General features: G+C 75.5%; 10 protein-coding genes and 2 pseudogenes. 8 read left to right on the top strand and 4 right to left on the bottom strand.

Annotation, left to right across the window (positions count from 1 at the left end; all coding sequences use genetic code 11):
* Both ACIPSC_RS11955 and ACIPSC_RS11960 read left to right on the top strand, forming a co-directional pair.
* A pseudogene (locus ACIPSC_RS11955) lies at window positions 1-201 on the top strand (haloacid dehalogenase); the annotation flags it as partial.
* Between the two features lie 128 nt (window positions 202-329).
* A complete protein-coding gene (locus tag ACIPSC_RS11960) occupies window positions 330-848 on the top strand; it encodes a SixA phosphatase family protein (RefSeq protein ID WP_400825007.1) in 519 nt (172 codons plus the stop codon).
* A gap of 61 nt (window positions 849-909) precedes the next feature.
* Here the strand turns inward: ACIPSC_RS11960 and ACIPSC_RS11965 are convergent, their stop codons facing one another.
* Window positions 910-1548, bottom strand: coding sequence for a maleylpyruvate isomerase N-terminal domain-containing protein (locus ACIPSC_RS11965; protein ID WP_400825009.1), 639 nt, complete (start codon window positions 1546-1548; stop codon window positions 910-912).
* On the bottom strand, window positions 1545-2432 hold the full coding sequence (locus tag ACIPSC_RS11970) for an NAD(P)-dependent oxidoreductase (RefSeq protein ID WP_400825011.1): 888 nt from the start codon (window positions 2430-2432) through the stop codon (window positions 1545-1547). Before ACIPSC_RS11970 ends, ACIPSC_RS11965 begins: the two co-directional genes overlap by 4 nt.
* Window positions 2433-2702: 270 nt before the next feature.
* Between ACIPSC_RS11970 and ACIPSC_RS11975 the strand changes: the two genes are divergently transcribed.
* The 3 genes from ACIPSC_RS11975 to paaK all read left to right on the top strand — a co-directional run bounded on the left by ACIPSC_RS11975 (window position 2703) and on the right by paaK (window position 6026).
* Entirely contained in the window at window positions 2703-3641 is a 939-nt protein-coding gene (locus tag ACIPSC_RS11975) for a GlxA family transcriptional regulator (RefSeq protein WP_400825523.1), read from the top strand.
* 116 nt (window positions 3642-3757) lie between these two features.
* Complete coding sequence (locus tag ACIPSC_RS11980) at window positions 3758-4534, top strand: Mut7-C RNAse domain-containing protein (RefSeq protein ID WP_400825013.1); 777 nt, start codon at window positions 3758-3760, stop codon at window positions 4532-4534.
* A gap of 139 nt (window positions 4535-4673) precedes the next feature.
* Window positions 4674-6026, top strand: coding sequence for a phenylacetate--CoA ligase PaaK (gene paaK / locus ACIPSC_RS11985; RefSeq protein ID WP_400825015.1), 1353 nt, complete (start codon window positions 4674-4676; stop codon window positions 6024-6026).
* Between the two features lie 53 nt (window positions 6027-6079).
* Here paaK and ACIPSC_RS11990 read toward each other — a convergent pair whose 3' ends face one another.
* Together ACIPSC_RS11990 and ACIPSC_RS11995 are read right to left on the bottom strand one after the other, a co-directional pair.
* Window positions 6080-7717, bottom strand: a complete 1638-nt coding sequence (locus ACIPSC_RS11990) for an amidohydrolase (RefSeq protein ID WP_400825017.1) — start codon at window positions 7715-7717, stop codon at window positions 6080-6082.
* Between the two features lie 239 nt (window positions 7718-7956).
* Complete coding sequence (locus ACIPSC_RS11995; RefSeq protein ID WP_400825524.1) at window positions 7957-9411, bottom strand: APC family permease; 1455 nt, start codon at window positions 9409-9411, stop codon at window positions 7957-7959.
* A gap of 185 nt (window positions 9412-9596) precedes the next feature.
* Between ACIPSC_RS11995 and ACIPSC_RS12000 the strand changes: the two are divergent.
* The 3 genes and pseudogenes from ACIPSC_RS12000 to ACIPSC_RS12010 form a co-directional block, all read left to right on the top strand.
* Window positions 9597-10295 (top strand): annotated as a pseudogene (locus ACIPSC_RS12000) (TetR/AcrR family transcriptional regulator); the annotation flags it as partial.
* Window positions 10296-10455: 160 nt separating this feature from the next.
* Entirely contained in the window at window positions 10456-11061 is a 606-nt protein-coding gene (locus ACIPSC_RS12005; RefSeq protein WP_400825018.1) for a disulfide bond formation protein DsbA, read from the top strand.
* A gap of 112 nt (window positions 11062-11173) precedes the next feature.
* Window positions 11174-11563 (top strand): ArsR/SmtB family transcription factor, encoded by a 390-nt coding sequence (locus ACIPSC_RS12010; protein WP_400825019.1) that lies wholly within the window; start codon window positions 11174-11176, stop codon window positions 11561-11563.
* Window positions 11564-11592: the final 29 nt, after the last annotated feature.

Here is an 11592-nt window from a genome sequence, read left to right on the forward strand (position 1 = left end):
GCCGCCGCCGACGCCATCCGCCTCTCCCGCCGCACCCTCGCCACCATCAAGGGCAACCTCTTCTGGGCCTTCGGCTACAACGTCGCCGCCCTCCCACTCGCCGCCGCCGGCCTCCTCAACCCGATGATCGCCGGGGCGGCGATGGCCTTCTCCTCGGTCTTCGTGGTGGGCAACAGCCTCCGGCTCCGTACCTTCCGCTGACGCCCGCGGGCCCCGTCCGGCCGCCCCTCACTCGTTCGGGTGAGGGGCGGCTGTCATGTCCGGGGGCGGGCCGTGCGGTGGCTAGCGTCGGCGGGAAACCCGCACCCGTACCGAGGAGACACGCCGTCGTGAGCACTGAGCAGACCCGCAGGATCGTCCTGGTCCGGCACGCCAAGGCCGAGTGGTCGGACGGCGACGACCACGACCGCCCGCTGGCCGACCGGGGCCGCAAGGACGCGCCGGCCGCCGGCCGCTGGCTGGCCGGTGCGGGCATCGCACCGGACCTCGCCATGGTCTCCACCGCGGTGCGCACCCGGGAGACCTTCGGCCTGATCTTCGCCGAACTGCCCACGCGGCCCCGGACCGTCTACGAGGAGCGCGTCTACGAGGCGAGCCCCGGCGAGCTGATCGCGCTGCTCAACGAAGTCCCGGACGAGGTGGCGGACCTGGTGGTGGTCGGCCACAACCCCGGGATGCACGCCCTGGCCGACGCCCTGGCCGGCGAGGCCGACGGCGACCTGCCCGCCCGGATGAACCGCTCCGGGTTCCCGACCGCCGCCGTCGCCGTGCTCACCTTCACCGGCTCCTGGAAGAGCGTCGAGGACGGAGTCGCCAGGCTGGTCGCGTTCTGGGCGCCGCACGCCTGACCGGCGCCGAGGCCGGACAGGGCCAGGCGGGCCGACCGCTCCGGGAGCTCCCGGCGGCCGGCTACCGCACCCGGCCGTCCCAGGACCACGCGCCGGCGGACAGCCGGGGCCGGTCGGGCAGGGCGGCCCGGCCGGTGCACCAGAGGAGGGTCGCGCCGGGGGCGTGGCCGGTCGGGGCGGCTGGGAAGAGCCGGGCGACGGCGGGGGCGGCGAGATCGTCCGGGAGCGGCCCGCCGACGCCCAGTGCACCGGCCAGGTCCCAGCCGTGGACGAGGAGTTCGACCGTTCCCATCGCCGCGAAGCCCGGCCCGTCGGAGTGGCCCCAGGGGTGCCAGGCCCGTACGTCCGGTGTCGCGTCGCGGACGGCGCCGGCCAGCAGGGCGGCGGCGATGCGCAGGCCCTCCAGGCAGTGCGGGACGGGCGCGGCCGGGTCCAGCGAGCCGAAGAGGGTGATGTAGCGGTCGGTCGGACGGGCCGTCAGCAGGCCGGCGTAGCCGAGGACGCCGAGCGCGAGGTGGTCGAGGGTCGCGCGGCAGGTCCAGTCGCCGCCCTCCGGCCGGCGCGACCAGTCGGCGTCGGCCGCCCGTTCGAGCAGGGCGGTGGTCCGGGCGGCGGTCTCCGTCACCAGCGCGGGCCAGTCGACCGCGAGGCCCGGCGCGGTGGGGGCGGGCAGGGCAGGGGCAGTGGTGGCTGCGGTCACTTCTTGACCACCTCGATCAGGCGCGCGTAGCTGTCGGCGCCGTGGCCGGCGGCGACGGCCTCGCCGGCCTGGCGGGCGAGCAGTTCGGGCAGGGCGGTGTCGACCCCGCGGGCCCGGGCCGCGTGCAACAGGTGCTCCATGGCGGCCAGGTGGACGTCGAGGCTGGCGTCGTCGCCCGGGTAGCGGCCGGCGTCGACCTGTGCGGCGTAGCGGTCGATGAAGCCGGCGACCGCGCCGCTCAGCCAGCGGGTGGCGACCGGCGTGAAGTCGGCGGCCCGCACCCCGTCCGCACCGACCAGGGCGGCGCCCTGCAGCCAGCCGCTGAGGGCGGACCACATCAGGCCGAGCAGCGCGGTGTCGTAGAGCCCGGCGACGCCGGCGTCCGGGCCGAGGTCGACCGGCTCGCCGAGGGCGGCGAGGGTGGCCCGGTGCCGGGCGAGGGCGTCGGACGCGCCGCTGTAGAGCAGGGTCGCGTGCGGGCCGCCGATGCCCGGCGGGGTGATCATGACGGCGCCGTCCAGGTAGGCCAGGCCGTGGCCGGCGGCCCGGGCGGCGAAGTCGCGGGCCTGCTCGGGCGAGCCGGAGGTCAGGTTGACCAGGGTCCGGCCGGCCAGCAGCGCCTCGGTGCCGGCCAGGACGGACCGCAGCGCGTCGTAGTCGAGCACGCAGGCGACGATCAGCCGGTTGGCGCCGACCGCCTCGGTCGGGGTGGCGGCCCGGACGGCGCCGCGGGCGGCGAGTGCGTCGGCCCTGGCGGCGGTGCGGTTCCAGACGGTGGTGTGGTGGCCGGCGGCGAGGAAGGCGCCGGCGAGCGCGGTGCCCATCGCGCCCAGGCCGAGCACGGTGACGGGCTCCGGGGCGAGGTTGTCGGTGTCGCGTGGCATGCGGTGCTCCTTCGGTGCGTCCGGTCCCGGCGCGGTCGGGTTCCGTGCGGGGGCCGGTCCTGATCGGCAGGTCCTGATCGGCAGGACCACCCTCGCCTCCGGGCCCCGGCCGCCGACAGTGGCAGGATTGCCCTTCGCCGCACCATTCCTGCCAGTAGGCTCGGGGCCGTGAACGCCTTACCGCAGACCCCGGGGCGGGGCCCCGGCACCGTGGCCGTCGCCGTGCTCGACCACGCCGAGCTGCCGCTCTGGGACCTCTACGAACTCGGCATGGCCTGCGCCGTGTTCGGCATCCCGCAGCCGGACCTCGCCGACCGCTGGTACGAGCTGCGGCTCTGCGCCGAGACTCCGGACGCCGGGGCGCCGCCCCGCCCGCCCGGCGGGTTCGGCTTCTCGCTGCGGGCGGAGTACGGCTGGGACGCGCTCGCCGGCGCCGACACGGTGATCGTCACCTCCGTCCCGGACGCCTGTGTGACGGGGGAGCGCGAGGTGCCGCCGGCGCTGGTCGCGGAGCTGAAGCGGGCGCAGCGGGCGGGGGCGCGGATGGTGTCGCTGTGCACCGGCGCGTTCGCCCTCGCGGCCGCCGGCATCCTGGACGGGCGGCGGGCCACCGCGCACTGGTCGCACACCGACGACCTGGCCCGGCGCCACCCGGCCGTCACCGTGGACGACAGCGTGCTCTACGTCGACGACGGCACGGTGCTGACCAGCGCGGGCGTCGCCGCCGGGCTCGACCTCTGCCTGCACATCGTCCGCACCGACCTCGGCGCCCACGTGGCCAACCAGCTGGCCCGCCGGCTGGTCGTCCCGGCCCACCGGCCCGGCGGCCAGGCGCAGTTCGTCGACCTCTCGGTGCCGGTGGCCGACGACGACGGCCTGGCGCCGGTGCTGCAGTGGGCCGCCGAGAACCTCGAACAGCCGCTGACCGTGGACGACCTGGCCCGCCGGGCGCGGATGAGCCCGCGCACCTTCTTCCGCCGGCTGCAGGCCGCCACCGGGACCACCCCGCTGCAGTGGCTGCTCAACCAGCGCCTCGCCCGCGCGCAGTCGCTGCTGGAGGCGACCGACCTGCCGGTCGAGCAGATCGGCGAGCGCAGCGGTCTCGGCAGCCCGACCAACCTGCGCCGGCACTTCACCGCCCGGGTCGGGGTGTCGCCCACCGACTACCGGCGGGCCTTCGCCGCCCGCGCGTCCGCGCCCGGGCACTGAGGCGGGCGCCGGGCGCGCGGTCGCGCCGTCGCCCGGCGGCGGACGCGAACCGGGCCCCGGTCCCCGGGCGCCGAAATCGCTGGCCAGGGCCGGCCGGCCGCTGGCATGCTGACCAGGTGGAGAGACCGGAGATCTGGCTGAGTTTCGCCCCGGAGCTGCACCTCTTCGTCGCCTCGCGGCGTCGGGCGGCGCCGACGGCCGTGCGGACGGACGGCGCCTCGACCCTCGGCCACCTGGTGGAGTCGCTCGGCGTCCCGCTGACCGAGGTCGGCAGCCTGCTGGCGGACGGGAGGCCGGTGGACGACGCGCACATCCCCGGCCACGGCGAGCGGATCGCGGTGCACGGCGTCACCCGCCCGCAGCCGTCCGCCGCCCCGCTGCGCTTCCTGCTCGACGTCCACCTCGGGACGCTGGCCCGCCGGCTGCGCCTGCTCGGCGTCGACGCGGCCTACGAGAACCCCGACATCGGCGACGCCGCGCTTGCCGCCCGCTCGGCCGCCGAGCAGCGGGTGATGCTCTCCCGCGACCGCGGCCTGCTGCACCGCCGCGAGCTCTGGGCCGGCGCGTACGTCTACAGCCACCGGCCCGACGAGCAACTGCGGGACGTGCTCTCCCGGTTCGCGCCGCCGCTCGCCCCCTGGAGCCGCTGCACCACCTGCAACGGGACGCTGCGCAGCGTCGCCAAGACCTCGGTGCGCGACCAGCTCCGGGACGGCACCGAGCGCTCCTACGACGCCTTCGCGCAGTGCACCGCGTGCGGCCAGGCCTACTGGCGCGGCGCCCACCACGCCAGCCTGGACGCCATCGTGGCCGACGCCGTGCGCGAGTTCGGCGGCGGCCGCCCCGCCGCCGAAGGGCCCGACGGCGCGGACCGGGCGGCGGCCGCCTCCTAGCCGCCTCCTGGGCCTTGCCGGACCCGCGTGGCGTCCCTTGACAGCCGGTGCGGCTGCTGGGTTACTGGGGCGTGCCCGTGCACTGACCGAATGATCGGTCGGTGTTCGGGAGGGGGCCGGCCACGACGGAGGAGACGCCATGAGCAGCAGACCGCCCGGCCCGGCCGCCGTCCCGACCCGCCTGGGCGAGCCGCTGCCGGCGGAGCTGCTGGACGCCGGGGAGCGGATGACCGGCGAGGAGCTGCGCGCCCACCAGCTCAAGCACCTGCGGGCCACCCTGCGCCACGCCTACGACCACGTCGAGCTCTACCGGCGGAAGTTCGACGCGGCCGGGGTCGGCCCCGAGGACTGCCGCACCCTCGCCGACCTCGCCCGCTTCCCGTTCACCACCAAGGCCGACCTGCGGGACACCTATCCGTTCGGTATGTTCGCCGTCCCGATGGCCGAGGTCCGGCGGATCCACGCCTCCAGCGGCACCACCGGGCGGCCGACCGTGGTGGGCTACACCGAGCACGACCTCTCGGTCTGGGCCGATGTGGTCGCCCGCTCGATCCGGGCGGCCGGCGGCCGGCCCGGCCACAAGGTCCACATCGCCTACGGCTACGGACTGTTCACCGGCGGCCTGGGCGCGCACGCGGGCGCCGAGCGGGCCGGCTGCACGGTGATCCCCGCCTCGGGCGGCATGACGGCCCGCCAGGTGCAGCTCATCCGGGACTTCGGCCCCGAGGTCGTCATGGTCACCCCCTCCTACCTGCTCACGCTGCTGGACGAGTTCGAGAAGCAGGGCGTCGACCCGCGCACCACCGCGCTGCAGGTCGGCATCCTCGGCGCCGAGCCGTGGACGGAGGAGATGCGCCGCGAGATCGAGGAGCGGACGGGCATCCACGCGGTCGACATCTACGGCCTCTCCGAGGTGATGGGACCGGGCGTCGCCCAGGAGTGCGTGGAGACCAAGGACGGCCTGCACATCTGGGAGGACCACTTCTACCCGGAGGTGGTGGACCCGCTGACGGACGAGGTGCTGCCCGACGGGGACCGCGGCGAGATCGTCTTCACCTCGCTCAGCAAGGAGGCGCTGCCGGTCATCCGCTACCGCACCCGCGACCTGACCCGGCTGCTGCCCGGCACCGCCCGCCCGGTCTTCCGGCGGATGGAGAAGGTCACCGGCCGCAGCGACGACCTGATCATCCTGCGCGGGGTGAACGTCTTCCCCACCCAGATCGAGGAGATCCTGCTCCGCGTCCCGGCCGTGGCGCCGCACTTCCAGCTCCGGCTCACCCGGCGGGGAAGGCTGGACCACATGACGGTCCGGGTCGAGGCCCGCCCGGACGCCGGGCCCGGGCAGCGCACCGCCGCCGCGGCGGAGATCGTCGGGGCGGTCAAGGACGGCGTGGGCGTCACCGTGGAGGTCGAGGTGGTCGACCCGTACACGCTGGAGCGCTCGGTGGGCAAGATCAAGCGGATCGCCGACCTGCGCGACCAGGAAGGGTAGCGGCCCGCGGTCCGGGTGGGCGTCCCCCCGGACCGCGGCCGTCACCCGGGCGGTCAGTCGGCCGCGTGGACCAGCTGCCCGCCGACGTACGTCCGCAGGACGCGTGCCTCGGCGATCTCCTCGGCCGGGGCGGTGAGGATGTCCCGGTCCAGCACCACCAGGTCGGCCAGGTGGCCCGCGCGCAGGCTGCCGGCGTCGTCGTGGCCGTTGACGTGGGCGGAGCCCGCCGTGTACGCGGTCAGGGCCGAGACCAGGTCGAGCCGCTGCTCGGGGAGGAAGACCCGCCCGTCGGTGGACTCCGGCTCCATCCGGTTGACCGCGACGTGCAGCCCGGCCAGCGGGTCGGGGCTGCTGACCGGCCAGTCGCTGCCGGCGGCCAGCGTGGCGCCCGCCCGCAGCAGGTCGCCGAACGGGTACTGCCAGGCGGCGCGCTCGGGGCCGAGGAAGGGGATGGTCAGCTCGTCCATCTGCGGCTCGTGCGCGGCCCAGAGCGGCTGGATGTTGGCGATCGCGCCGATCCGGGCGAACCGCGCGACGTCCTGCGGGTGGACGACCTGGAGGTGGGCCAGGTGGTGGCGGGTGGCCCGGCGCCCGTTGGCGGCCCGGGCCGCCTCGACGGCGTCCAGCGCCTCGCGCACGGCGCGGTCGCCGAGCGCGTGGAAGTGCACCTGGAAGTCCAGCGCGTCCAGCGCGGTGACGTGCTCGCGCAGGGCCGCCGGGTCGACGAAGCTCAGGCCGCTGTTGCCGGTGGCGCAGCCGCAGCCGTCCAGGTAGGGGCTGGTCATGGCGGCGGTGAAGTTCTCCGCGATGCCGTCCTGCATGATCTTCACCGACCCGGCGCGGAATCGGCCGTGGCTCAACTCGGTGCGCCGGGCGACGAGTTCGGGGATCTGCTCGGCGCCGCGGTCCCGCTCCCACCAGAGCGCACCGGTGACCCGGGCGGTCAGCGTGCCGGCCCGGGCGGCGGCCAGGTAGGCGTCGGAGGGGTCGGGCTGGCCGTTGAACACGCCGAGCAGCGCGTCCTGCCAGCCGGTGATGCCGAGCGAGTGCAGCAGTCGCTGGGCCCGCAGCAGGCCGGCCAGCCGGTCGGCGGCGGTGGAAGGCGGCACCAGCCGGGCGACCAGGGCGGTGGCGCCCTCCTGGAGGACGCCGCTGGGGGAGCCGTCCGCCTCGCGCTCGATCCGCCCGTCGGCCGGGTCCGGGGTGTCCTTGGTGAGGCCGGCGAGTTCCAGCGCCCGGGTGTTGGCCCAGGCGCCGTGGTGGTCGCGGTTGGTCAGGTAGACCGGGCGGTCCGGGACCACCGAGTCGAGCAGCTGCCGGGTGGGCAGGCCGCCCTCGAAGCTCTCCATCGACCAGCCGCTGCCGGTGATCCAGGCCTGGCCGGGGTTGGCCTCGGCGTAGGCGCGGACCCGGTCCAGGTAGTCGTCCACCCCGACGGTGCCGGTGAGGTCGCAGGTGGCCAGCTCGGTGCCGCCGTAGACGGCGTGGATGTGCGCGTCCTGGAAGCCGGGGATCAGCAGCTTGCCGGTGAGGTCGACGACCTCGGTGCCCGGTCCGATCAGCTCCCGCACCTCGTCGTGGCCGACGGCGGTGATCCGCTCGCCGGTCACGGCCAGGGCGGTGGCCCGGGTGCGGGCGGGGTCGCCGGTGTGGACGGGGCCGTGGGTGAAGACCAGGTCGGCCTTGCTCATGGGTGGTGCTCCAGACGGATCGGGTGCGGGGGCGGTTCGGTCGGTGCGGGGTGGTGCCGGTCGGTGCGGGTGGTGCCGGCAATGCGGCGCGGGGCTGCGGTGCCGGTGGGGCGGCCGGGCCCGGTGCCGGTGGCCGGCGCCGGGCCGGTCGGGAGTCGGGCCGGTCGGGAGTCGGGTACCCCGGGAGGCTCCCGCGGTACCCGCTCCGGTGGCCGGGCCGTCGTTCGGCCGCCGCCCGATCAGGCGGCCGGGGCGGCCACCGCAGGGTCGGCGTCGTCCCCGGCGGGCCGGAGGAAGTACGCCGAGCGGCGCCGCCAGCGCGCCCAGGCCGCCGCCACCAGGCCGCTGCCGATCATCAGGACCGGGACCAGCAGCTCGAACCAGCCGTTGTCGGCGGAGAGCTCGAAGTGGTCGGCGGAGTCGTAGAAGGTCCAGGCGAGGTAGCCGCCGACCAGCAGCAACGCGACCGCGCCCAGCAGCGGGCCGACCACCGCGCGCAGGCCCTCCAGCGGCGCGGTGCGCAGCAGGTGGCGGAAGCGCACGGCCGAGGCGGCGGCGGTGAGCGCGTAGTAGAGCGCCACCACGATGCCGATCGCGTTGACGGCGGCCGAGATGAGGTCGCTGACGGTGGGGATGGCGATCGAGAGCAGCGCGAGCACGCAGGCGATGCCGGTGATCAGCAGGGTGCCGACCGCCGGGGTCAGGTGCTTGGCGTGCAGCCTGGTCCAGACCGGGCCGAGCACGCCGTCGCGTCCCATCGCGTAGAGGCCGCGGGCGGTGGGGATCACCGAGGCCTGCAGCGAGGCGACGGCGGAGAGGGTCAGCGCGATCAGCGGCAGGGCGGCCAGTGGCTGGTGGGCCAGCTTGGAGCCGAAGTAGGCCAGCCCCTGCGCGCCGTTGTCGGCCAGCTCGTCCAGCGGCAGCACCCGCTGGAAGGCGGTGCCGGCGAGCAGGAAGAGCAGCATCATCACCACCAGGGCGAGCAGGCCCGCGCGGGAGGCGTCCCGCGGGTCGCGGACCTCCTCGCCGACGCTGAACACCGACTCGAAGCCCCAGTAGCAGAAGACCGCGAGCACCATGCCCTGGGCCAGCGCGCTGAGCGAGGGGATGTCGAAGGGGTTGAACCACTGGAGCGAGAAGGGCTGGTCCCCGGCGAAGAGGCCGTAGCCGCAGAACGCGAGCAGCACCCCGTACTCGAAGACCAGCAGGTACTTCTGCAGCCGGGCGGCGAGGTCGAGGCCGCGGACGGCGACCAGCGAGGCACCGATCAGCACGACCAGGCCGATCAGGGTGCACTGGAGCGTGGAGTCCGGGTCCAGGCGCAGGCCCGCGACGGAGTGGACGGTGGCCTGGCCGAGCAGCTGGACGATCGCCGAGCCGGTCACGGTCGTCGTGTACGCCATGAAGACGACGGTGCCGACGGTGTTGACCCAGCCGGTGAGGAAGCCGAGCCAGGGGTTGAGGGTGCGGCCGACCCAGCGGTAGCTGCTGCCGGCGTCCGGGTCGACCAGGTTGAGCCGCCCGTAGCCGCCGGCGATGGCGAGCACGGGCAGGAAGGCGAGCAGCATGATCGCCGGGAGGTGGAGGCCGACGATGCCGGCCGTCAGCCCGAGGCCGATGCCGATGCTGCTGGTGGCGGCCGTGCTGGAGGCGGCGATCGCCGCCCCGTCGAGCAGGCCGAGGGACTTGCGCATGGAGACGGGGGAGTCGGGCGAGCCGGATCTCGCGCCGGAACCCGTGTCCTGGACGGTTTCTGCCAAGGGAGCACCGCCTTGCGTGTGGTGGGGGGAGAAGTGGGGGGTGCGGCCGAACGGCCGGTGGCTGGCCATGAAACCGCCGCACCCGTTACACGTCAATGCTGTTGTCATAAGCTCGGGCCATGGCAGAACGAGTGGTTCCGGAGCCGCAGCGGCGGCGCAGGCGGCCGACCAAACAGGGCACCGTGCTCTCGGCCGGGATGATCGTCGACACCGCGCTGCGCCTGGTCGGGCAGCACGGCGCCGAGGCGCTGACCGTCCGGCGGCTGGGGGCCGCGCTGGGGGCCGACCCGAGTGCGATCTACCGCTACTTCCACAGCACCGACGACCTGCTGCTGGCCCTGGCCGACGAGCTGGTGGGCCGGGCCCAGGACGGCTGGCGGCCCACCGGCGACTGGAGGGCCGACCTGCGCTCGATCGGCCTGCGGATCCACGCCGCCTACCAGGCCCACCCGCAGGCCGCGCTGCTCGCCGCGCACCGGACCACCGGGCGCGGGCACGAGATGCTGGCGGTGGAGCGGATCCTCGGGGTGCTGCGCCGGGCCGGCTTCCCCGACCACGAGGCGGTGCCGATCTACCACGCCTTCGTCGACCAGGGCCTGGCGTTCGCGGCGCTCGACGCGGCCGCCCTGGCGCTGCCCGCCGCCGCGGCGACGGCCGACCTCCAGGTCTGGCGGCAGCGCTACAGCCGGCTCGGCGCCGACACCCACCCGAACATCGCGGCCACCGCGCCGCTGCTGGAGGCGGAGATGCGGCGCAGCGGCTACCCGTTCGCCCTGGAGCTGCTGCTGGACGCGGTGGCGGCCCGCCACCCGGACGCGGGCGCGCAGGCGGGCACCGGTGCGGCGGAGGTGCCGGTGCGGGCCGCGGAACAAGCCGCCGAGCTGACGGAGGAGGCCCCCGCGCGGGCCGAAGTGGCCCAGGATCCGGGCGGCCGATCGGACCTGCCGGCCGGTCCACCCGCTCCGTAGCATCGGTCGGGTGACCACCAAAGTCGACTTCTACTTCGATCCCGTCTGCCCGTTCGCCTGGATCACCTCCCGCTGGATCCTGGAGGTCGAGCGTCAGCGCGAGCTCGACCTCACCTTCCGGGTGATGAGCCTGTCCGTCCTGAACGAGGGCCGCGAGGACCTCCCCGAGCGGTACCGCCGGCTGCTCGACACCGGGTGGGGGCCGGTGCGGGTCTGCATCGCCGCCGCCGAGCGGTTCGGCGAGCACGTCCTGCGCGACCTCTACACCGCGCTCGGCACCCGCCTGCACGACCAGGACCGGGAGGCCGACGACACCGTCCTGCGGGAGGCGCTGGTCGAGGCCGGCCTCCCCGAGGAGCTGGCCGGGGCCGCCACCAGCACCGCGTACGACATTGCGCTGCGCAAGAGCCACCACGAGGGGATGGACCCGGTCGGCGAGGAGGTCGGCACGCCGACCATCCACGTCGACGGCACCGCCTTCTTCGGACCGGTGCTCACCGCGGTCCCGCGCGGCGAGGAGGCCGTCCGGGTCTTCGACGGCGTCCGGCTGCTGGCCGGCTATCCGAGGTTCTTCGAGCTCAAGCGCACCCGCACCGGCTCGCTGGACTTCTCCTGAGGGCTGCGCCCGGGGTCGGTCCGTCCCGGCCGTCCGAACGCGGCCCGGCGGCCCCGGGCTCGCGCCCGCCGCGCGGGTGAACCCGGCGACGGCGGGCCCTTACGATGGCGCCATGAGCGGGAGCCTTCGGCTGTCAGATGCGCAGAGGTCGCAACAGCACATCCACGACCGGCCGGGCGGCGAGGGCCGGACCGGGAACGACGAGCGGCTGGAGACGGCCGCCGCCATCCTGGCGCTGCTGGCGGACCGGACCAGGCTGGCGCTGATGCAGCGGCTGAGCGAGGGCGAGGCCGACGTGACCACGTTGACGGAGGCCTGCGGCGCGGCCCGGCCCTCGGTCAGCCAGCACCTGGGCAAGCTCCGGCTGGCCGGCCTGGTCAGCACGCGCAAGGACGGGCGGCGGGTGGTCTACGCGCTGCGGCACGGGCACCTGCGCCGCCTCGTCGACGAGGCGCTCAACGTGGCGGACCACCAGCTGGGCGGGCTGCCGCCGCACGACTGACGCGACCGGGCCGAGCCGCCCCGCAGCCT

Origin of the sequence: Kitasatospora sp. NPDC090091 (assembly GCF_044747365.1) — a bacterium.
Classification (GTDB): domain Bacteria; phylum Actinomycetota; class Actinomycetes; order Streptomycetales; family Streptomycetaceae; genus Kitasatospora.

Bases quoted from the DNA above. Each gene is read 5' to 3' on its own strand.
- ACIPSC_RS11970 (WP_400825011.1), bottom strand. From the start codon at position 2,432: ATGCCACGCGACACCGACAACCTCGCCCCGGAGCCCGTCACCGTGCTC.
- ACIPSC_RS11975 (WP_400825523.1), top strand. From the start codon at position 2,703: ATGGCCTGCGCCGTGTTCGGCATCCCGCAGCCGGACCTCGCCGACCGC.
- paaK (WP_400825015.1), top strand. From the start codon at position 4,674: ATGAGCAGCAGACCGCCCGGCCCGGCCGCCGTCCCGACCCGCCTGGGC.
- ACIPSC_RS11990 (WP_400825017.1), bottom strand. From the start codon at position 7,717: ATGAGCAAGGCCGACCTGGTCTTCACCCACGGCCCCGTCCACACCGGC.
- ACIPSC_RS11995 (WP_400825524.1), bottom strand. From the start codon at position 9,411: ATGCGCAAGTCCCTCGGCCTGCTCGACGGGGCGGCGATCGCCGCCTCC.
- ACIPSC_RS12010 (WP_400825019.1), top strand. From the start codon at position 11,174: ATGAGCGGGAGCCTTCGGCTGTCAGATGCGCAGAGGTCGCAACAGCAC.